The following is an 18,747-nucleotide window of genomic DNA, read 5'->3' as shown; positions in this document are numbered from 1 at the left end:
GGTATTCTATGGCGCATTTAATGCCTAGGAATACAGCAATAATACTTATTGATAAATATGGAACAAATTGCCCTTTTGAAATAGCAGAGCGTAAAGGTATCATAATTATTTTTGAATCTCTGGGGGGATCTTTGGGATACTACACGTGCTACAAAAGGATTCAATCTATCCATATTAATGATAATATAGATGAGACATTGCAAAGGTTTGTCTGCGCTCATGAATTAGGCCATTCGTTATTGCATAAAAGTGAAAATGCACCTTTTTTGAAAAATAACACCTTTTTCTCTACTAATAAAAATGAGGTAGAGGCTAATACATTTGCAGTTGAATTGCTTATTCCAGATAAATGTATTTATGAATTTAAAGATACAAGCGTTACCATAAATGAAGTAGCTCAAACGTATGGCGTTCCAGAAGAAATGTGCAATCTGAAAAAAATTAATCATATAAAGTAGGTATGCAAATATTGCATTCTTTTTTTTAACACATATATAGAACATATATTCCCATATGTCTATCCTGCTGATATGAAAGGTGGTAAGGAAATTGAAAAATCCAAATGGATACGGCTCCGTATGCAAATTATCCGGTAAACGAAGAAAACCATTCGCGGTCATAGTCACTACTGGATGGAATGACGAAGGAAAACAAAGACGGGAGTATCTAGGATATTATAAAAGTAGAAAAGAGGCAATGGTAGCATTAGCTGATTACAATAATAACCCATATGATTTATCAGCTGGCAAGCTCACATTTAAAGAAGTATATGAACGCTTAAAAAAAGAACGTTTCCCTAAAATTTCAAAGTCAAATCAACTTGGCTATGAAATGGCTTTTAAAAGATCAGAACCTTTACACGATATAAAATTTAATGAAGTCAGGAAAGCTCACCTGCAATCTGTGATTGATAACTGTGATAAATCATGGGGTACAAAGAAAAAAATAAAAGTATTATTTAATCAAATGTATAAACATGCTTTAGAAAACGATTTAACACATAAAGATTATGCTAGATTTATCGAGCTTCCAAAAAATGATACAAAGAATTCCAGAAAACCATTTACTTTGGATGAGATTAATATTCTTTGGGAAAACATCGACCGCTTCGATGACATTGATTCTGTTTTAATTATGATTTACACTGGTTTGCGCCCTGGGGAACTTGTGGAAGTAAAAAATAAAAGTATTCAATTAGATGAAAGGTATTTTCGGGGTGGCTTCAAAACGGAAGCTGGGACGAATAGGGTCATACCAATTCATAAAAAAATCCATAAATTAATTGAAAATCGTATGGATCCTAATAATGAATATCTGATTACAAACTTCGAGGGAAGTAAGTTGAGTTATTATGTTTATTATCACGAAAAGTTTAAGAAGATTATGCAGCAACTAGAATTAAATCATAGACCACACGATTGCAGACATACCTTCGCAACCCTTATGGATAATGCTGATGCAAATAAACTATCAATCAAACGGATCATGGGTCACGCAGCTAAAGATATCACTGATAAAGTTTATACGCATAAAGATATCAAGCAGCTTCTTATGGCAATTGACAGGCTATAAGAAAGTTGCTTACTTCTTTGCAAAACAAATTAGAAAAAATGAGCTTTTCGATTACTTTATTATTTTTATTTGAACTAATATAAAACTGCTAAGTTGATTTTTTAGATCAGCTATTTACTGAACTCATTAACTGGAAGAAGTATTCTGGTTTATGAGTCTTGTTTAGGTTATACCATGAATGTAATGTATCTGGTGCAAATACATCTATTTTTTTCAGTACCTTCATCGCAAATTCTAGAGGAGCTATTCCTGATGCAGTAACTAAATTCACATCAGATACCGCAGATTCCAACTCATAGAACCTTTCTCCTTTATAGTTAGGACATACCATTTTAGTATATTCTAAGTTATTGCTTGTGTGCTTTCTAGCATCCAAGTATCCCATATTCGCAAGGGCATCAGTTGCACCACAAATTGCAGCAACAATAGTGCCTAGCTTTAAAGCCTGACCAACTCTTTCCAAGATAGGTTGATGAATATCTTCACTCCAAGTAGTTCCACCCGGTAAAATTAAAAGATCTTTACTATCAAGAACACATTCATCAAGGGAAATATCTGGTTTTATACTCAGTCCACCCATAGTAGTAATCATTTCTTTATTAGCTCCTACTGTAATTACTTTTAAAGGTACTAAATCCTTTTTGAAATATCTTCCTGAGTTTAGTTCAGCAATTAAATATCCATATTCCCAGTCTGACATTGTATTAAATACATATAAAAAAACTTTTTTTGTTTGCATCCAATAACACTCCAATCACATTTGATATAACCAACTATAGCATCACTTCCCTGACACCTAACGTCAGTTAAGTTATCAAATTTGATGGAATTCTATTAATTCCGACAGAACCTCAATAAGTCTTTTCTTAAGACTTATTGGTTCAATAACCTGAATAGATTTATTGTACGGTAAAAGCAAATAAGGTACATACGTATGTATCACATCTTTTTCAAGAAAAAAACTGCCTGATTTGAAGTCCGCTCTTGTAAATAATGTCCTAAAAACCAATGTTGGCAAATATCGGCCAATACATTTTTATCCCCACTAAGAACCACAGAAATAATCCCTTCCTTATCTTCTATAGTTGGAAGAAGATTATTTATAAAAAAGTCACGTGCTGAAAAGTTTTCTGGCCGGCTAAACTTATTTTCGGTTAGCATTAGGCTTTCAATACGATCTACTCTAAAACTACGGATATCATTCCTAAGCTGGCAAAATCCAATCACATACCACTTATTATTCCAATAAATAATCCTGTACGGATCGACTAATCTATAGTTTAACTGCTTTTCACCATTTTTATGATAATTAATTTTGATTGAGCAACCGTTAGTTACTGCCTGTTCCAGCTCCTTCAATAAAGGTTCCATAGCGAGGGTACTGAATTGACTTATTACTTCAAGGCTAGATAAGTGTTGATTTATCTTTATTTCCTGCTCTTGATTTGAAAAATTTCTTAGCTTTGAAATAGCCCTATTTAGTGCTTTACCTCCATAATATCCCGCCTCTTCAGCAAAAATAGCAGCGTGAAATAATGAGGTTTGCTCCTCAGAATCAAAAAAAAGAGGGGCTTCAATAAAATTGTTCAATAAAGTGTATCCACCATTATGTCCTGCATCCGAAATGATAGGTACACCACTTATTGAAAGCGTATCAATATAACGATAAACAGTCCTTATATTCATCTCTAACCTTTCTGAAATTTGTTTCGCAGTAATTTTTTCACCAGAACTGAGCATCCATAGAATTGCTAGTAAATTATCAGTTTTAGCCATTGAAATCCGCCTCTATTTGAAATTAATTATCTACTATATATTTTTTAGTTATAAGTGGATTTTTTGTAGTTAACATTTTAATTTAACCCATTTCCTTGAATTAGACTATTATGTCTTGTTAAGTATATTTCTCTGCAGTGTGTTGGCAATATTTAGTGAAGTATAATCAACTGCATTGTCACAATTCAGCTAATCAATGCAATAGTATCAAACTTTATTATAAATGATCCATCTTTATTATAAATTCCAAAATTTATTTCAAATCTACACTTTTTCTTTAAATTATTTGTCTACTACTTGTATGTTACGTGTATGCTACGTGTGAATTTTCCCCTGTTTTTAGAGCCCCGCATATACAGTAAAATCCCCCAACCATAGGTGGTTGAGGGATTTGCAAGTGTTGATTTATTAACGTTTTGAGAACTGAGGAGCACGACGGGCTTTTTTAAGACCGTATTTCTTACGCTCTTTCGCTCTAGGATCACGTGTAAGAAATCCTTCTGTTTTTAATGAAGCACGGTATTCTGGATCTGCTTGCAGTAAAGCACGTGCGATTCCGTGACGGATTGCACCTGCTTGACCAGTAAATCCTCCGCCATGTACATTTACAAGAACATCATATGTTCCTTGAGTTTCTGTAGTAGCAAGCGGCTGGTTCAAGATTAAAAGTTGTGTTTCATATGGAAAATAGTCTCTAGCATCGCGACCATTGATTGTAACGTTTCCTGTACCTGGTACTAGACGTACGCGGGCAGTTGACTTTTTACGGCGACCTGTGCCATAGTATTGTACTTGTGCCAATTCATTTACCTCCCTTTAATTATCCGCGAAGTTCGTAAACTTCTGGTTTTTGAGCTTGATGGCTATGCTCAGCGCCTCTGTATACGTGCAATTTCTTCTTCATTTTACGTCCTAAAGGTCCTTTTGGAAGCATTCCTTTGATTGCAACTTCAAGCATTTCTTCAGGGTATTTTGTACGCATTTCGTATGCGTTACGTGCTCTTAATCCACCTGGATGATGGGAATGATTGTAGTACATTTTGTCATTCATTTTGTTTCCAGATAGTTCAATTTTGTCTGCATTGATGATAATTACATAATCACCAGTGTCTGCATGTGGTGTGTACGTAGGTTTATGTTTACCACGTAAGATAGCAGCTACTTCGCTTGCTAAACGTCCTAAACGTTGTCCTTCCGCATCCACAACCAACCATTTGCGTTCGATGTTCGCTTCATTTGCCATGAAAGTTGTGCGCATGATTTTTTCCCTCCATATATCGTTCATTCTTTATTCTTCGTAATCATATTTTTATTCTTAACATAATTAGATTCCGGGGCTAATCATGGTTTAGAAATAAAATGCCATATATCATCTTATACTTTTCCAAACCAAAAGTCAAGCCTCGTATGAAAGTAATTGAAAAAATTCTTCTCTTTTTTGTGTCTATTCTTTCAATCTCCGGAATGCTTCTCTTTTTCCTGCTCATGATAGCTTACTTCCCATAGATACAGTCCATTTGGAGAAATTGTTTTCCCCAGCTGACCTCTCTCTTTCGCAGCTAAGAGGGCTGGTATTTCCTCTGGACGCCGCTTGCCAATTCCCACGTCTAAAAGTGCACTGACCATTATCCGCACCATATTGTACAAAAAGCCGCTTCCACGGAAAACAAATTCAATATCGTCTTCTTTCTTCCTGCAGGATGCATGGAACAATGTACGTATTTTAGAGCCTTTTACAGACGACTTTGCGGAAGAAAAGGTGGTAAAGTCATGTGTCCCCTCTAAATGCTTACAGGCAGCTTGTATGGCTTCTATATCAAGACATTTAGGGAAGTGCAATACATAATCCCGGCGGAATACATCTGGATCCTCCCGGTTCAAGACGATATAATGATATTCTTTCTGCTTTACACTGTAGCGGGCATGAAAGTCAGCATCCACTTTCTCTACGTACACTACCCGGACATCATCCGGCAAAAGGGTGTTGACAGCTTGTTTCCAGTTTCGTTCAGGTATCGTTAAAGGGGTATCAAAATGAATAACCTGTCCGACTGCATGGACACCTGTATCCGTTCGCCCCGATGCCTGGATACGTATCGTTTCCCCTTTATGGATTTTAGCTAAGGCTTTTTCCAGTGAGTCCTGAACGGTACGGTGATCAGGCTGTACCTGAAAACCCGCAAAGCCTGAACCGTCATAAGTAATCGTGCATTTTATCCGTTCCATTTACACAGTCCCTTTCCTTTCCTTACTGTCTTAACACAAACAAGGCTGCCAACATTAGTACAAAAGCAATCAATACAAGAATATCTTTTGTACCTACGTGCAATTCACGGAGTTTGCTTCTCCCTTCCCCGCCTTGATAACCGCGCGCTTCCATCGCCATTGCTAGGTCCTCGGCACGTTTAAACGCACTCACAAACAAAGGAACCAGTAATGGAATAACTGCCATAATCCGATCCTTCACCGGGCCTGTACGAAAATCAACACCGCGTGCCGCCTGCGCCCGGGATATTTTATCTGTTTCCTGCATCAATGTCGGAATAAACCGCAGAGAAATAGACATCATCAACGCCAGCTCATGAACAGGGAACTTAATTTTTTTCAATGGGTGAAGCATTTCCTCCATGGCATCCGTTATTTCAATCGGTGTGGTCGTCAACGTTAATAAAGAAGTCGTCAGGATGAGCAGGAAAAAGCGTAAGGAAATCGCAAAACCTTGGATAATCCCGCCGCTGTAAATCTTAAAAAATCCCCAATCGACTACGACATTTCCTTCATTTGTGATAATCAGATGCAGAATAAATGTAAAAATAATTAAAAACCAGACGGGCAGCAATCCTTTTAATATAAACTGTAACGGTACTTTGGAATTCAGTACACAAAGCAAGGAGAAAGCAGTTAATAAGCTGTACGTCGGTACATTGTTTGCAAAAAAGACAACAATCACAAAGAAAAAGACAACTGTGATTTTGGTTCTTGGGTCTAACCGGTGGATAAAGGAGTTTCCAGGAACATATTGACCAATGATTAATGCATTATTCATCCGATTCCACCTCCAGCTGTCCCTTTATCTCATTTGCTAACTCCTGCAAGGTTTGGTGCTGATAGTTTAAAGAAGTACCGAATCGTTCATTATACTGATTCAGAAAATGAATAACTTCCGGCGTGTCCAATTGGACCTCCTGCAGCTTGTCTGTTTGTTTAAATACTTCCAGCGGCGGGCCTTCCATATATTTTTTACCGCCATTTAGAATAATCACTTTATCCGCATAAGCGAGCGCATCCTCCATGCTATGCGTTACCAATACCGTCGTCAGTTGACGCTCCTGATGCAGCTGATAAAACATATCCATGATTTCACGCTGTCCGCGCGGATCCAGCCCGGCAGTCGGCTCGTCCAATACAAGCACTTCTGGAGCCATCGCCAATACGCCTGCAATAGCTACACGACGCTTCTGTCCGCCGCTTAAATCAAACGGAGAACGCTCTAATATTTCTGCTGGCAGTCCAACGGCAGGGAGAAGTCGCTCTATTCTGCGGTCAATTTCCTCCTGCTCCACATCAAAATTTTTCGGACCAAAAGCAATATCCTTCGCAACGGTTTCTTCAAATAGCTGATGCTCCGGATATTGAAACACCACACCAACTTTTCTTCTTAAATCACGGATATTCTTAGGCTTTCCTTCTGAACTCAGCAGGAAATCACCAATCGTTATCTCTCCCCTGCTCGGCAGGCTTAAACCATTTAAATGCTGGATGAGTGTTGATTTCCCAGAGCCTGTATGACCAATCACAGCAACAAACGAACCAGCTTCCACCGTGAAAGAAATGTCTTCAAGGGCTTTGTGGGCAAAGGGGCTATTCTCTTGATAAATATAACTTACATCTTTGAATTGAATTTCCATAATTCCTCCAACAACTCTTCGTGGTTTAATGCTGCTTCTTTTAATTCGACGCCCTGCTTCATCAGCTCATCAGTTAATTGTGCAACAAAGGGCACGTCCAAGCCAATTTCACGCAAGTTTTCCCGCTGCAGGAATAACTCTCTTGGTGTGGTTTCTTCCCAAATTTCTCCCTTATTCATCACAATCACACGATCTGCTTGAACAATTTCCTGCAAGTCATGTGTGATGGTAATCAGAGAAAGTCCTTCTGATTCCTGGATATCATTTACGGTATGCATAATTTCTTTTCTGCCAGTCGGATCGAGCATTGCTGTTGCCTCATCTAAAATCAATACTTTTGGAGCAATCGCTAAGACGCTGGCAATCGCCACTCGCTGTTTTTGCCCGCCAGACAGCCGGTGGGGTTCAGTGATTAAATAATCCTGCATACGAACGGCAGATAAGGTGCGCTGGATTCTCTCTCTCATCTCTTCTCTGGGGATTCCTCTGTTTTCCATTCCAAATGCCACATCATCTTGAACGGTTGCCCCAACAAATTGATTATCTGGATTTTGAAAGACCATCCCTACGTCTTTACGTATATCCCAGACGGTATCATCATCTACTTTTTGACCATCGACAACGATTTCCCCATCTTTTGGCATTAATAATCCATTAAGCAGCTTGGCGATGGTTGATTTTCCAGAGCCATTGTGTCCAATAATCGCAACCCATTCGCCTTCATAAATCTCAAAGGAAACCTGATTTAACACAAGCGCTCCCTCTTCCTCATATTGAAAGGAAACATTCTTAAACTCTACTAGCTTTTTTCTGTCCATCCAGACACCCCCTTCTCCTGTTTTTTTATTATGTAATTTGTTTTTTCTATTATGGTTATTATTTTACCCATAGCGGCGGATGAACGAAAGTATTTACTTAAACAAAAGCTGATAATGTTTAATAGTAATTCTGGCCAACGCTACGGAAATACACTACGCTTTCCACGGGCTTGCGCTCAGCCTCCTCGAAAAAGAAGACCACTTTTTCCCTGCGGAGGCATACAGGATGTATGTCAGTTCGGTGTTGCGACAGGACGTCGCGAACTTAACCGAACTTCCTTTTACGCTTTCCCGTAGGAGTCTCCGTATATTTCCTCCGCTGGGTGTTGAGTATAAAATTCGTTTTTCTCTATAAACAAAAAGACTATGGTAATATTAATCAAGATTTTTATATCAAAACTGGTGAATAATCATTTTCCAATACAAAAAAAGGGCTTGGATAACCTCTGAGAGAGATTGAGTCCTGCCCCTTGCCGTTTGTAGTAATTAAACCAACTCAATGATTGCCATTTTAGCGCCATCGCCTTGGCGTTCACCAAGTTTAAGAACGCGTGTATATCCACCTTGTCTATCTTCATAGCGCGCAGCAACATCATCAAATAGTTTTTGAATTACATTATTTTCTTCATCCGCTTCTTTGTTGTATAAAAATGCTGCAGCTTGACGGCGTGCATGTAAATCCCCACGCTTACCAAGAGTAATCATTTTATCTACAATCGATCTTAACTCTTTCGCTTTTGCTTCTGTTGTTTCAATGCGTTCATGAATGATTACATCAGCTGCAAGGTTGCGAAGAAGAGCCATACGACTATCTGTTGAACGTCCTAATTTTCTAGCCACGGACTATCCCTCCCTTTTTTGAAACTAGTCAGGTGACTGTTATATCAGTCATCATCTCGAAGACCTAATCCTAGATCCTCTAATTTTACTTTTACTTCTTCTAATGATTTACGTCCTAAATTACGAACCTTCATCATATCTTCTTCAGATTTATTTGCAAGCTCTTGTACAGTGTTGATGCCAGCACGTTTCAAACAGTTGTAAGAACGAACAGAAAGATCAAGCTCTTCAATGGTCATTTCCATTACTTTTTCTTTTTGATCTTCTTCTTTTTCAACCATAATTTCTACGTTCTGTGCTTCATCTGTCAAGCCGACAAAAATATTCAAATGCTCCGTAATGATTTTTGCACCTAGAGAAACTGCTTCTTCTGGGCGAATACTACCGTCAGTCGAAACATCCAATGTCAGTTTATCATAATTAGCGATTTGACCTACACGTGTGTTCTCTACTTGATACGTAACACGTGATACTGGTGTAAAAATGGAATCAATTGGAATGACACCAATTGGCTGATCATCAAAATTGTTTTCATCTGCCGGGCGATATCCGCGGCCTCTTTCAGCAGTTAACTTCATATGAAGGTTAGCTTTACTGTTTAATGTCGCAATATGAAGATCTGGGTTCATCACTTCCACATCACTATCATATGTCAAGTCTGCAGCAGTTACTGCTCCTTCTCCCTGAACATCAATTTCTAATGTCTTCGGTTCATCAGAGTAGATTTTTAGTGCAAGCTTTTTCAAATTAAGAATGATAGTAGTAACGTCCTCCACAACCCCATCAATCGTTGAAAATTCATGCAGTGCTCCATCGATATGAACAGTTGTTACAGCAGCACCTGGTAGTGAGGATAGTAAGATACGACGCAAGGAGTTTCCAAGTGTGGCACCATATCCACGTTCTAGCGGTTCAACTACAAATTTACCAAACATAGCATCATCGCTAATTTCAATCGTTTCAATTTTTGGCTTTTCTATCTCGATCATTTAACAAACCCTCCTTTAAAACGTCGAAACCCCGGCTAGACAACAAAGTCTAACCGAAATTCCTCAAATAGGCAGTTGGCGTTTCTGCTCTACCTAATAATCTTTTGTACAAACTGTCTTTGGAATCTGTTTATCTACACATGTAGATAACCGTATGTTTTATCAACCAGTATGACCAAGTTGATAAAATTCTATACGGTTAAATTAAACACGACGACGTTTTGGCGGGCGGCAACCATTATGAGGAACTGGAGTTACGTCAACAATTGCAGTAACTTCTAATCCAGCAGCCTGTAAAGAACGGATTGCAGCTTCACGACCAGCGCCAGGTCCTTTAACAGTAACTTCTAATGTTTTCATGCCGTTTTCGGTTGCAGACTTCGCAGCTGTTTCAGCAGCCATTTGTGCAGCAAACGGAGTTGATTTTTTAGATCCTTTAAAACCTAGAGCACCAGCAGAGCTCCAGCCGATAGCATTACCTTGTGTATCCGTGATAGTAACAATTGTATTGTTAAAAGTAGAACGGATATGAGCAATACCAGATTCTATATTCTTTTTCACACGACGTTTACGCGTATTTGTTTTACGTGCCATTTGTAAGCTTACCTCCTTACATTACTTTTTCTTGTTAGCCATTGTCTTACGTGGGCCTTTACGTGTACGAGAGTTATTCTTTGTCTTTTGTCCGCGAACTGGTAATCCGCGACGATGACGAATACCTCTGTAAGCACCGATTTCGATCAAACGTTTGATGTTCAAGGATACTTCACGACGAAGATCCCCTTCTGTAGTGTAGCTATCAATCGCTTGACGGATTCTTGTTAATTCGTCTTCCGTTAAATCACGGACACGAGTATCTTCAGAAACGCCTGCTTCTTTAAGGACTTCCTGTGCAGTAGTTTTTCCAATACCATAAACATATGTTAAGGAAATTACTACTCTTTTATCACGTGGAATATCAATACCTGCAATACGTGCCATAGAATGCTAGCACCTCCTATTTATTAGCCTTGTTTTTGTTTGTGTTTTGGATTTTCACAAATTACCATTACTTTACCTTTGCGTTTGATGACTTTGCATTTCTCGCAAATTGGTTTTACAGATGCTCTTACCTTCATCATCATTACCTCCTTTTAGATCGGAGCTCGTTTATTTATAACGGTACGTAATTCGTCCTTTGGTTAAATCATACGGAGAAAGCTCAACCGTAACTTTATCGCCCGGTAAAATGCGGATAAAGTGCATACGGATTTTACCAGATACATGCGCCAATACGGTATGGCCGTTTTCAAGCTCCACTTTAAACATCGCATTCGGCAATGTATCTGTCACTGTACCTTCTACTTCAATAACATCGTCTTTCGCCATTGTGTGTGATCTCCCTTCTTCAAATCAGTTACAACCTTATCTAAATCTAGGATAAAGCTTTCGTTTCCTTTTGTGACAAGCCAGTCTTGATATGCTGCTCGCTTATCTTCCGGGAAACATTGAACGTACATCTGGCGCTCTATCATCAGAAGATGATTTATAAACGCACTGCTTGCTTCTTCCATTGGCCAGCGTAGGACAACCGGCCGTTCACAACCGAGATATCAATTGTACTGACCTGAATCACTATCCTGCATCATACGTACAAATTGACCCTTGCTTTTAGAAAATCAATTTGTTAACGTATATCAGCTCTCACCATCACCTAGGCAATTGTTTGTTTTATATCAAAAGGTTGATGAACCAATTTTTTATCGTGTTTGATAAAAGCATTACACATTATCTCACCTATTATAACTCGCAGACCTAAGTTTTGCACTTATTCTGTCTGCTAAAAGGGGTGACTTATTTATCCAAAATGGATTCAATATCGGAGAACACATCGTTAATATCACGATCACCGTCCACCTTCAAAAGATATCCTTTTTCTTGATAAAAATCAAGTAATGGCTGTGTTTGCTCTACGTTAACGGCTAACCGTTTTTTCACCGTTTCAGGTTGATCATCATCTCGCTGAATTAACTGGGAGCCATCTTTATCACAAATACCTTCTGTTTTAGGAGGGTTATAAACAACGTGATAAGTTGTTCCGCAAGTCGGACAAATTCTCCGTCCAGTTAAACGCTCTACCAATTTTTCTTCTGGTACATCCACATGTATACAATAGTCGATGGTTCTATTCAAATCAGCTGTCAATTCTTCAAGTGCTTCCGCTTGAGCAATTGTGCGCGGGAATCCATCTAATAGGAAACCTTCTTTACAATCGTCCTTTGCTAAGCGCTCTTTGACTATACCGATAGTTACTTCATCTGGAACAAGATTTCCTTGGTCCATATATTCCTTTGCTTTCTTGCCAAGATCCGTACCTTCTTTAATCGCCAGTCGGAACATATCCCCCGTTGAAATGTGAGGGATGTTATATTTTTCTTCGATTTTCTCGGCCTGGGTACCTTTCCCAGCACCAGGTAGCCCCATTAAGATTAAATTCATTCTTTCCCCTCGCTTTTGTAGGCAGGAAATTTACTTAATAAACCCTTTATAATGTCGCTTTACAAGCTGACCTTCTAATTGCTTCATGGTTGTTAATGCAACACCGACAACAATGATCAAGCTCGTGCCGCCGATTTGAACTGTCTGCGGAAGATTTGCAAGACCGCCCAAGATAATTGGGAACACAGAAACAGCTGCTAAGAATAATGCACCAACAAAGGTCAATCTGCGAATCACCCTTGTTAAATATTCTTCTGTATTGTGCCCCGGACGAATTCCAGGAATGTAGCCGCCCTGTCTTTGCAAGTTCTCGGACATTTGTTCTGGATTGACCTGAACAAATGTATAGAAATAGGAGAAAGCAATGATCAGTGCAACATAGATTATCATACCTACAGGTTGTGTGTAATCAAAAACGTACGTTACGATATTTGCTACTTGATTTCCTTCAAAAAATCCAGCAATGGTCGTAGGTGCAATCATAAAGGCAATCGCAAAAATAACTGGAATTACCCCTGCTGCATTTACCTTGATTGGCAGATGCGTTGACTGTCCGCCTACTGGTGTACGATTAACTAACTTTTTCGCATACTGCACTGGAATTTTACGCAATGCTTCGTTTACGAAAATAATTCCAACCGTCACAGCAATAACCACTAACACAATTAACGTTACAATAACGATATTGATAAACAATTCACTTCCCGGGTTCGAGAAATATTGATTGTATATTTGGCCAGCGCCGTTCGGAATAGCAGCAACGATACCGGCAAAGATAATGATAGAAATACCATTACCTACACCGTGAGCAGTAATCTGTTCACCTAACCACATTAGAAAAGCTGTTCCGCCTGTTAATACGATAGCAATCGTTAAGAATTTGATGACGCCAGGATCCTGAATCAGTAATCCCCCTGCCATGGCATTAAAACCGATGGACATAGCAATTGCCTGAACAAATGCTATACCGACAGCCGCATAACGTGTGACCTGAGCGATTTTCTTTCGACCCATTTCTCCTTGCTTCTTCCATTCAGCAAACTTCGGAACAACATCCATTTGCAACAACTGCATGATAATTGATGCGGTGATGTAAGGCATGATCCCCATCGCAAAAATAGAGAAGTTTTCTAACGCCCCACCGCCAAACGTATTTATGAAGCCAAACATATTTTGCTGGCTCATCATAAATTGAATTGCTGATTGATCTGTAAAGGGCACGGTAATAAACGTACCAATACGGAATATAATAAGCATTAGCAGTGTAAATATAATTTTATTTCTTATATCTTTCACACGTAAAAAATTGGAGAGTGTCTGAAACAAATTAGATCACCTCAGATTGACCGCCCGCTGCCTCAATTGCTTCTTTCGCAGATGCAGAGAACTTATGAGCTTTTACAGTCAGTTTCTTTTCTAATTGACCTTTTCCAAGAACCTTAATTCCAGCATTCAATTTGCTTACGACACCAGTTTCTAATAATAGCTCTGGAGTAACTTCAGTTCCTTCTTCAAAGCGATTAAGTGTATCCAGGTTCACAATTGCATATTCTTTACGGTTGATATTTGTAAAACCGCGCTTCGGCAAACGTTGGAATAAGGGCATTTGACCACCTTCAAAACCAAGTCTTACACCGCCGCCAGAACGTGCTTTTTGACCTTTATGTCCACGACCAGAAGTTTTTCCGTTACCTGAAGAAGTTCCGCGACCTACACGGTTTCTTTCTTTACGAGTTCCTTCTGCTGCTTTTAATTCATGAAGTTTCATGCGAGCACCTCCTCTTCACAATAAATTTATTAAACTTCTTTAACTGTCAATAAGTGGGACACTCTGTTAACCATACCGCGAACGGCTGGAGTATCTTCACGTACAACCGATTGACGAATTTTCTTTAACCCTAACGCTTCAACAGTTTTACGTTGAACGTCACTGCCTCCGATAACACTGCGAGTGAGGGTTATTTCTAATTTTTTAGACATAGTGATTCCCTCCTTATCCTAACAGTTCTTCAACAGACTTTCCACGTAATTTCGCTACGTCCTCAGCTGTTTTTAAATTAGTTAAACCGTTCAATGTAGCACGGATAACGTTAATTGGTGTGTTGGATCCTAATGATTTTGTCAGGATATCACCTACACCAGCAAGCTCTAAAATCGCACGTACTGGACCACCGGAGATAACTCCAGTACCTTCAGAAGCAGGCTTCATCAATACGTTACCAGAACCAAACTGACCATGGATTTGGTGTGGAATGGTTGTGCCTACGATTGGTACAGTAATTAAGTTTTTCTTCGCATCATCTACTGCTTTTTTAATAGCTTCAGGTACTTCTTGTGCTTTACCAGTACCGAAACCTACATGACCGTTCTTGTCACCTACAACTACTAATGCTGCAAAGCGGAAACGACGTCCACCTTTTACAACCTTTGCAACACGGTTGACCGTAACAACACGTTCTTCAAGATCTAATTTGCTCGGATCAATATTCGTAATCATTATAGATGGTTACCTCCTTTTACTTTTAAAATTCAAGGCCTTCCTCGCGAGCTGCCTCTGCTAAAGCTTTGATTCGTCCATGATATAAATAACCACCACGATCAAATACAATAGATTTATATCCTTTGTCAATTGCACGTTTTGCAACAGCTGCCCCAACTGCTTTCGCAGCGTCGACATTGCTTCCGTTGATTTCAAGCTCTTTATCAACTGTAGAAGCACTTGCCAGGGTTACACCATTGACATCATCAATCAATTGAGCATAAATGTTTTTGTTGGAACGATACACATTCAAACGTGGACGTTCTGCAGTTCCTGATAATGTTCTGCGTACACGGTTGTGACGCTTTTTACGGATAACATTTTTGTCAGGCTTTGTGATCATCTGGGTCACTCCTTTCTCGGGCTAAAAAACTTACTTAGCAGTTTTACCTTCTTTACGACGTACATATTCATCCGCATATTTGATTCCTTTACCTTTATAAGGCTCTGGCGGGCGGATTGCTCGGATATTAGCAGCAACTGCTCCTACTAACTCTTTATCGATACCTTTAACAACGATTTGTGTGTTTTTAGGTACTTCGATTTCAATACCGTCAATTGGGTCAAGTTCAACAGGATGTGAATAACCAGCGTTAACAACTGTTTTGTTTCCCTGCTTTTGAGCACGGTAACCAACACCGTTGATTTCCAATGATTTTTCAAAACCTTTACTTACTCCAACTACCATGTTATTGATTAAGCTGCGAGTAGTACCATGCAGTGCTCGGTGTTCTTTATGATCACTCGGGCGCTCCAAAGTTACGATATTACCCTCAACGTTAACTTTAATATCTGGATGAAAATCTCTTGTTAATTCACCCTTTGGTCCTTTAACTGTCAGTGTAGTTCCGTTGAATTTCAACTCTACACCTTCTGGAATTTCAATAGCCTTAAGTCCGACACGAGACATTCTCTGCACCTCCTCTGATAAATTATAGTTCTTACCAAACGTACGCTAGTACTTCTCCGCCAACTGCCTGAGAACGAGCTTCTTTGTCAGAAAGCATTCCGTTAGAAGTTGATACGATAGCAATGCCAAGTCCGTTCAATACACGTGGTACTTCATTTGCTTTAGCATATACGCGTAAACCTGGTTTACTGATACGTTTGATTCCTGTGATAACTCTATCTTCGTTTGCACTATATTTTAAGAAGATACGTAATATACCTTGTTTGTTATCTTCAACTAACTCATAATCCTTCACATAGCCTTCACGTTTCAGGATATCAGCGATCTCTTTTTTAATTTTAGAAGCAGGAAGCTCTAATTGTTCATGTTTAACCATGTTCGCATTACGAATGCGAGTAAGCATATCTGCAATTGGATCTGTCATAACCATTACTAATTACCTCCTTCCCGAATCGGGGATTACCAACTTGCTTTTTTGACACCAGGAATTTGACCTTTATAGGCAAGTTCACGGAAACAAATACGGCAAAGTTTAAATTTACGAATTATTGAATGCGGGCGACCACAGCGTTCGCAACGAGTGTACTCTTGTACTTTATATTTTTGCGGGCGCTTTTGTTTCGCTATCATAGATTTTTTAGCCAAAATTTTCCCTCCTTGTATTAGCTCACGACTACTTTTGGAAAGGCATGCCCAGCCCAGCTAAAAGTTCACGAGCTTCTTCGTCAGTGTTAGAAGTTGTTACAATAACAATATCCATACCACGAACTTTATTGACTTTATCGTAATTAATTTCTGGGAAAATCAACTGTTCTTTCACACCTAAAGTGTAGTTTCCACGACCATCAAATGCTTTTTTAGAAATACCGCGGAAGTCACGTACACGTGGAAGAGATACAGCAATCAGTTTTTGCAAGAAGTCATACATGCGTTCTCCACGCAAAGTAACTTTTGCACCAATTGGCATTCCTTCACGAAGACGGAAACCTGCGATGGATTTCTTAGCACGAGTAATCAATGGTTTTTGACCAGAAATTAAAGCTAATTCTTCAACAGCACTATCCAATGCCTTAGAGTTTTGTACTGCGTCACCAACACCCATGTTGATTACGATTTTCTCTATTTTAGGTACTTCCATTACGGAATCATAATTGAATTTATTCATTAAAGATGAAGTGATTTCATCGTTATACTTTTGTTTTAATTCGTTCATGTGTTAGCCCTCCTTTCACAGAAAAACTTATTTATCTAATGCTTCACCGGATTTTTTTGCAATACGGATTTTTTTACCATCTTTTATTTCATAGCCAACACGAGTTGGTTCTCCGGACTTCGGATCGATTGGCAATACATTAGAAACATGAATTGGAGCTTCGATATTCAAGATTCCGCCTTGCGGATTATCTTGAGATGGCTTCGCATGTTTTTGGATCATGTTCACACCTTCTACTAATACGCGCTCTTTTTTCGGAAATGCTTCTAATACAGTGCCTTCTTTACCGCGGTCTTTGCCGGATAACACTTTGACTTTATCACCTTTTTTTACATGCATGCTTTACGCACCTCCTTGATGAGGAAATTTCTTCTTATAAAACTTCTGGAGCTAGAGATACGATTTTCATGAATTGAGCCTCACGTAATTCACGTGCAACAGGTCCGAAGATACGAGTTCCTCTTGGACTTTTATCATCACGGATAATTACGGCAGCATTTTCATCAAAACGGATGTAAGAACCATCTTTACGACGAGCACCAGATTTAGAACGTACAATCACTGCCTTTACAACGTCGCCTTTCTTGACAACGCCCCCTGGTGTTGCTTGTTTGACCGTGCAAACAATTACATCACCAATGTTGGCAGTTTTGCGACCGGAACCGCCTAATACTTTAATGGTTAATACTTCACGAGCACCAGAGTTATCTGCAACCTTCAAACGAGTTTCTTGTTGAATCATAACACTGTGACCTCCCTTCGGATACCTTCCGAGCGAACTTTATTAAATAATTACCGCTTCTTCTACTACTTCTACTAAACGGAAACGTTTTGTAGCTGATAGCGGGCGAGTTTCCATGATTTTTACAACATCACCAGTTTTTGCAACATTGTTTTCATCATGTGTTTTAAATTTCTTAGAATACTTAACACGTTTTCCATAAAGCTTATGGAATTTGTAAGTTTCAACTAAAACTGTAATAGTTTTATCCATTTTGTCGGATACAACACGACCAGTATAAACTTTACGATCATTACGTTCAGACATTGAGGTTAACCTCCCCTCTGGAATCTTTAGTTATTTGCACTTAGTTCGCGCTCGCGAACAACGGTTTTAAGACGAGCAATTGATTTGCGCACTTCACGGATACGTGCAGTGTTTTCCAATTGACCAGTAGCTAATTGGAAACGTAAATTAAATAACTCTTCTTTCAACGTTTTAACATTTTTTTCAATTTCGGCAGTGGTTAAATCTCTGATTTCTTTAGCCTTCATTGCTTTCACCACCAATTTCTTCACGTTTTACGAATTTCGTTTTAATAGGTAATTTATGTGCTGCAAGTCGAAGTGCTTCACGAGCTACCTCTTCAGATACACCTGCAATTTCAAACATAATTTTACCAGGCTTTACTACTGCTACCCATCCTTCTGGAGCACCTTTACCGGAACCCATACGAACCTCTAAAGGCTTTGCAGTGTAAGGTTTGTCTGGAAAGATTTTGATCCAAACTTTACCGCCACGTTTCATGTAACGAGTCATTGCAATACGCGCTGCCTCGATTTGGCGGCTTGTAATCCAAGAAGCGTCAAGTGCTTGTAAACCATATTCTCCGAAAGAAACAGTTGTACCGCCTTTTGCTTGGCCTCTCATTTTACCACGATGTTGTCTACGATATTTAACACGTTTAGGCATTAACATAGTAA

Annotated in this window: 30 protein-coding genes and 1 pseudogene; 2 read left to right on the top strand and 29 right to left on the bottom strand. The window is 39.1% G+C overall.

The annotated features are described in order from the left end of the window. Positions 1-8 precede the first annotated feature (8 nt). On the top strand, positions 9-458 hold the full coding sequence (locus ACFO3P_RS02050) for an ImmA/IrrE family metallo-endopeptidase (protein WP_193064180.1): 450 nt from the start codon (positions 9-11) through the stop codon (positions 456-458). Between the two features lie 91 nt (positions 459-549). Further along, positions 550-1,572 carry a tyrosine-type recombinase/integrase gene (locus ACFO3P_RS02045; RefSeq protein WP_193064179.1) on the top strand — a complete coding sequence of 341 codons (1,023 nt, stop codon included), beginning with the start codon at positions 550-552 and terminating at the stop codon, positions 1,570-1,572. Positions 1,573-1,678: 106 nt separating this feature from the next. On the opposite strand, the gene ACFO3P_RS02040 is transcribed toward ACFO3P_RS02045, so the two are convergent. From ACFO3P_RS02040 to rplP, 29 genes and pseudogenes are all read right to left on the bottom strand, one after another. After that, positions 1,679-2,311: a type 1 glutamine amidotransferase family protein gene (locus ACFO3P_RS02040; protein WP_193064178.1), complete on the bottom strand. Its 633-nt coding sequence runs from the start codon at positions 2,309-2,311 to the stop codon at positions 1,679-1,681. Between the two features lie 75 nt (positions 2,312-2,386). Then, positions 2,387-3,348, bottom strand: a pseudogene (locus ACFO3P_RS02035) (helix-turn-helix transcriptional regulator). 408 nt (positions 3,349-3,756) lie between these two features. Next, a complete protein-coding gene (gene rpsI, locus ACFO3P_RS02030; protein ID WP_042530842.1) occupies positions 3,757-4,149 on the bottom strand; it encodes a 30S ribosomal protein S9 in 393 nt (130 codons plus the stop codon). A 19-nt stretch (positions 4,150-4,168) separates the two neighbouring features. Then, positions 4,169-4,606, bottom strand: coding sequence for a 50S ribosomal protein L13 (gene rplM, locus ACFO3P_RS02025; RefSeq protein WP_042530840.1), 438 nt, complete (start codon positions 4,604-4,606; stop codon positions 4,169-4,171). 194 nt (positions 4,607-4,800) lie between these two features. Further along, positions 4,801-5,574: a tRNA pseudouridine(38-40) synthase TruA gene (gene truA, locus ACFO3P_RS02020; protein WP_193064177.1), complete on the bottom strand. Its 774-nt coding sequence runs from the start codon at positions 5,572-5,574 to the stop codon at positions 4,801-4,803. A 22-nt stretch (positions 5,575-5,596) separates the two neighbouring features. Continuing rightward, positions 5,597-6,394, bottom strand: a complete 798-nt coding sequence (locus ACFO3P_RS02015) for an energy-coupling factor transporter transmembrane component T family protein (protein WP_193064176.1) — start codon at positions 6,392-6,394, stop codon at positions 5,597-5,599. Next, a complete protein-coding gene (locus ACFO3P_RS02010; RefSeq protein ID WP_042530834.1) occupies positions 6,387-7,256 on the bottom strand; it encodes an energy-coupling factor ABC transporter ATP-binding protein in 870 nt (289 codons plus the stop codon). Before ACFO3P_RS02010 ends, ACFO3P_RS02015 begins: the two co-directional genes overlap by 8 nt. Then, on the bottom strand, positions 7,232-8,074 hold the full coding sequence (locus tag ACFO3P_RS02005; RefSeq protein ID WP_193064175.1) for an energy-coupling factor ABC transporter ATP-binding protein: 843 nt from the start codon (positions 8,072-8,074) through the stop codon (positions 7,232-7,234). Before ACFO3P_RS02005 ends, ACFO3P_RS02010 begins: the two co-directional genes overlap by 25 nt. A gap of 486 nt (positions 8,075-8,560) precedes the next feature. After that, the gene (rplQ, locus tag ACFO3P_RS02000) at positions 8,561-8,914 is read right to left on the bottom strand and encodes a 50S ribosomal protein L17 (RefSeq protein ID WP_042530831.1); all 354 of its coding nucleotides are present in this window, start codon (positions 8,912-8,914) and stop codon (positions 8,561-8,563) included. Positions 8,915-8,958: 44 nt separating this feature from the next. Next, a complete protein-coding gene (locus ACFO3P_RS01995; protein ID WP_042530829.1) occupies positions 8,959-9,903 on the bottom strand; it encodes a DNA-directed RNA polymerase subunit alpha in 945 nt (314 codons plus the stop codon). 204 nt (positions 9,904-10,107) lie between these two features. Next, on the bottom strand, positions 10,108-10,497 hold the full coding sequence (gene rpsK, locus ACFO3P_RS01990) for a 30S ribosomal protein S11 (RefSeq protein ID WP_042530827.1): 390 nt from the start codon (positions 10,495-10,497) through the stop codon (positions 10,108-10,110). Positions 10,498-10,518: 21 nt separating this feature from the next. Continuing rightward, complete coding sequence (gene rpsM / locus ACFO3P_RS01985; RefSeq protein WP_042530825.1) at positions 10,519-10,884, bottom strand: 30S ribosomal protein S13; 366 nt, start codon at positions 10,882-10,884, stop codon at positions 10,519-10,521. 23 nt (positions 10,885-10,907) lie between these two features. Then, on the bottom strand, positions 10,908-11,021 hold the full coding sequence (gene rpmJ, locus ACFO3P_RS01980) for a 50S ribosomal protein L36 (RefSeq protein ID WP_010095733.1): 114 nt from the start codon (positions 11,019-11,021) through the stop codon (positions 10,908-10,910). 31 nt (positions 11,022-11,052) lie between these two features. Then, positions 11,053-11,271, bottom strand: coding sequence for a translation initiation factor IF-1 (infA, locus tag ACFO3P_RS01975; protein WP_040985051.1), 219 nt, complete (start codon positions 11,269-11,271; stop codon positions 11,053-11,055). A 465-nt stretch (positions 11,272-11,736) separates the two neighbouring features. Further along, positions 11,737-12,381: an adenylate kinase gene (locus tag ACFO3P_RS01970; protein WP_042530822.1), complete on the bottom strand. Its 645-nt coding sequence runs from the start codon at positions 12,379-12,381 to the stop codon at positions 11,737-11,739. 30 nt (positions 12,382-12,411) lie between these two features. After that, the gene (secY, locus tag ACFO3P_RS01965; protein WP_042530819.1) at positions 12,412-13,707 is read right to left on the bottom strand and encodes a preprotein translocase subunit SecY; all 1,296 of its coding nucleotides are present in this window, start codon (positions 13,705-13,707) and stop codon (positions 12,412-12,414) included. Position 13,708: 1 nt separating this feature from the next. Further along, complete coding sequence (gene rplO, locus ACFO3P_RS01960; RefSeq protein ID WP_042530817.1) at positions 13,709-14,149, bottom strand: 50S ribosomal protein L15; 441 nt, start codon at positions 14,147-14,149, stop codon at positions 13,709-13,711. Between the two features lie 29 nt (positions 14,150-14,178). Continuing rightward, positions 14,179-14,361 carry a 50S ribosomal protein L30 gene (gene rpmD / locus ACFO3P_RS01955; protein WP_042530815.1) on the bottom strand — a complete coding sequence of 61 codons (183 nt, stop codon included), beginning with the start codon at positions 14,359-14,361 and terminating at the stop codon, positions 14,179-14,181. Positions 14,362-14,374: 13 nt separating this feature from the next. Beyond that, on the bottom strand, positions 14,375-14,875 hold the full coding sequence (gene rpsE, locus ACFO3P_RS01950; RefSeq protein ID WP_139089182.1) for a 30S ribosomal protein S5: 501 nt from the start codon (positions 14,873-14,875) through the stop codon (positions 14,375-14,377). A gap of 28 nt (positions 14,876-14,903) precedes the next feature. Further along, positions 14,904-15,263 (bottom strand): 50S ribosomal protein L18, encoded by a 360-nt coding sequence (gene rplR / locus ACFO3P_RS01945; RefSeq protein WP_042530812.1) that lies wholly within the window; start codon positions 15,261-15,263, stop codon positions 14,904-14,906. Between the two features lie 30 nt (positions 15,264-15,293). Beyond that, positions 15,294-15,830 (bottom strand): 50S ribosomal protein L6, encoded by a 537-nt coding sequence (gene rplF / locus ACFO3P_RS01940; RefSeq protein WP_193064174.1) that lies wholly within the window; start codon positions 15,828-15,830, stop codon positions 15,294-15,296. A gap of 31 nt (positions 15,831-15,861) precedes the next feature. Next, on the bottom strand, positions 15,862-16,260 hold the full coding sequence (gene rpsH / locus ACFO3P_RS01935) for a 30S ribosomal protein S8 (RefSeq protein WP_042530808.1): 399 nt from the start codon (positions 16,258-16,260) through the stop codon (positions 15,862-15,864). 29 nt (positions 16,261-16,289) lie between these two features. Further along, the gene (locus ACFO3P_RS01930; RefSeq protein ID WP_379542119.1) at positions 16,290-16,475 is read right to left on the bottom strand and encodes a type Z 30S ribosomal protein S14; all 186 of its coding nucleotides are present in this window, start codon (positions 16,473-16,475) and stop codon (positions 16,290-16,292) included. 28 nt (positions 16,476-16,503) lie between these two features. After that, positions 16,504-17,043 carry a 50S ribosomal protein L5 gene (rplE, locus tag ACFO3P_RS01925; protein ID WP_042530805.1) on the bottom strand — a complete coding sequence of 180 codons (540 nt, stop codon included), beginning with the start codon at positions 17,041-17,043 and terminating at the stop codon, positions 16,504-16,506. Between the two features lie 27 nt (positions 17,044-17,070). Next, complete coding sequence (rplX, locus tag ACFO3P_RS01920) at positions 17,071-17,382, bottom strand: 50S ribosomal protein L24 (RefSeq protein WP_042530803.1); 312 nt, start codon at positions 17,380-17,382, stop codon at positions 17,071-17,073. Between the two features lie 34 nt (positions 17,383-17,416). Continuing rightward, positions 17,417-17,785: a 50S ribosomal protein L14 gene (gene rplN, locus ACFO3P_RS01915; RefSeq protein WP_040985075.1), complete on the bottom strand. Its 369-nt coding sequence runs from the start codon at positions 17,783-17,785 to the stop codon at positions 17,417-17,419. A 42-nt stretch (positions 17,786-17,827) separates the two neighbouring features. Next, on the bottom strand, positions 17,828-18,091 hold the full coding sequence (gene rpsQ / locus ACFO3P_RS01910) for a 30S ribosomal protein S17 (RefSeq protein WP_042530801.1): 264 nt from the start codon (positions 18,089-18,091) through the stop codon (positions 17,828-17,830). Between the two features lie 26 nt (positions 18,092-18,117). After that, positions 18,118-18,318, bottom strand: a complete 201-nt coding sequence (gene rpmC / locus ACFO3P_RS01905; protein ID WP_042530799.1) for a 50S ribosomal protein L29 — start codon at positions 18,316-18,318, stop codon at positions 18,118-18,120. Next, entirely contained in the window at positions 18,308-18,742 is a 435-nt protein-coding gene (rplP, locus tag ACFO3P_RS01900) for a 50S ribosomal protein L16 (protein WP_042530797.1), read from the bottom strand. Before rplP ends, rpmC begins: the two co-directional genes overlap by 11 nt. Positions 18,743-18,747: the final 5 nt, after the last annotated feature.

This window comes from Oceanobacillus aidingensis (genome assembly GCF_042654105.1).
GTDB lineage: Bacteria > Bacillota > Bacilli > Bacillales > Amphibacillaceae > Oceanobacillus > Oceanobacillus oncorhynchi.
This window is presented reverse-complemented; position numbering and strand designations above follow the sequence as displayed.

Bases quoted from the DNA above. Each gene is read 5' to 3' on its own strand.
- rplO (WP_042530817.1), bottom strand. From the start codon at position 14,149: ATGAAACTTCATGAATTAAAAGCAGCAGAAGGAACTCGTAAAGAAAGA.
- rplP (WP_042530797.1), bottom strand. From the start codon at position 18,742: ATGTTAATGCCTAAACGTGTTAAATATCGTAGACAACATCGTGGTAAA.
- rpmJ (WP_010095733.1), bottom strand. From the start codon at position 11,021: ATGAAGGTAAGAGCATCTGTAAAACCAATTTGCGAGAAATGCAAAGTC.
- rplM (WP_042530840.1), bottom strand. From the start codon at position 4,606: ATGCGCACAACTTTCATGGCAAATGAAGCGAACATCGAACGCAAATGG.
- rpsQ (WP_042530801.1), bottom strand. From the start codon at position 18,091: ATGTCTGAACGTAATGATCGTAAAGTTTATACTGGTCGTGTTGTATCC.
- rpsM (WP_042530825.1), bottom strand. From the start codon at position 10,884: ATGGCACGTATTGCAGGTATTGATATTCCACGTGATAAAAGAGTAGTA.
- rpmD (WP_042530815.1), bottom strand. From the start codon at position 14,361: ATGTCTAAAAAATTAGAAATAACCCTCACTCGCAGTGTTATCGGAGGC.
- rplR (WP_042530812.1), bottom strand. From the start codon at position 15,263: ATGATCACAAAGCCTGACAAAAATGTTATCCGTAAAAAGCGTCACAAC.
- infA (WP_040985051.1), bottom strand. From the start codon at position 11,271: ATGGCGAAAGACGATGTTATTGAAGTAGAAGGTACAGTGACAGATACA.
- rplE (WP_042530805.1), bottom strand. From the start codon at position 17,043: ATGAACGAATTAAAACAAAAGTATAACGATGAAATCACTTCATCTTTA.
- rplX (WP_042530803.1), bottom strand. From the start codon at position 17,382: ATGCATGTAAAAAAAGGTGATAAAGTCAAAGTGTTATCCGGCAAAGAC.
- ACFO3P_RS02040 (WP_193064178.1), bottom strand. From the start codon at position 2,311: ATGCAAACAAAAAAAGTTTTTTTATATGTATTTAATACAATGTCAGAC.
- ACFO3P_RS02005 (WP_193064175.1), bottom strand. From the start codon at position 8,074: ATGGACAGAAAAAAGCTAGTAGAGTTTAAGAATGTTTCCTTTCAATAT.
- ACFO3P_RS01970 (WP_042530822.1), bottom strand. From the start codon at position 12,381: ATGAATTTAATCTTAATGGGGCTACCTGGTGCTGGGAAAGGTACCCAG.
- rpsH (WP_042530808.1), bottom strand. From the start codon at position 16,260: ATGGTTATGACAGATCCAATTGCAGATATGCTTACTCGCATTCGTAAT.
- ACFO3P_RS01995 (WP_042530829.1), bottom strand. From the start codon at position 9,903: ATGATCGAGATAGAAAAGCCAAAAATTGAAACGATTGAAATTAGCGAT.
- rpmC (WP_042530799.1), bottom strand. From the start codon at position 18,318: ATGAAGGCTAAAGAAATCAGAGATTTAACCACTGCCGAAATTGAAAAA.
- ACFO3P_RS02015 (WP_193064176.1), bottom strand. From the start codon at position 6,394: ATGAATAATGCATTAATCATTGGTCAATATGTTCCTGGAAACTCCTTT.
- truA (WP_193064177.1), bottom strand. From the start codon at position 5,574: ATGGAACGGATAAAATGCACGATTACTTATGACGGTTCAGGCTTTGCG.
- rplN (WP_040985075.1), bottom strand. From the start codon at position 17,785: ATGATTCAACAAGAAACTCGTTTGAAGGTTGCAGATAACTCTGGTGCT.
- rpsK (WP_042530827.1), bottom strand. From the start codon at position 10,497: ATGGCACGTAAAACAAATACGCGTAAACGTCGTGTGAAAAAGAATATA.
- rplF (WP_193064174.1), bottom strand. From the start codon at position 15,830: ATGTCTCGTGTCGGACTTAAGGCTATTGAAATTCCAGAAGGTGTAGAG.
- ACFO3P_RS02050 (WP_193064180.1), top strand. From the start codon at position 9: ATGGCGCATTTAATGCCTAGGAATACAGCAATAATACTTATTGATAAA.
- ACFO3P_RS02010 (WP_042530834.1), bottom strand. From the start codon at position 7,256: ATGGAAATTCAATTCAAAGATGTAAGTTATATTTATCAAGAGAATAGC.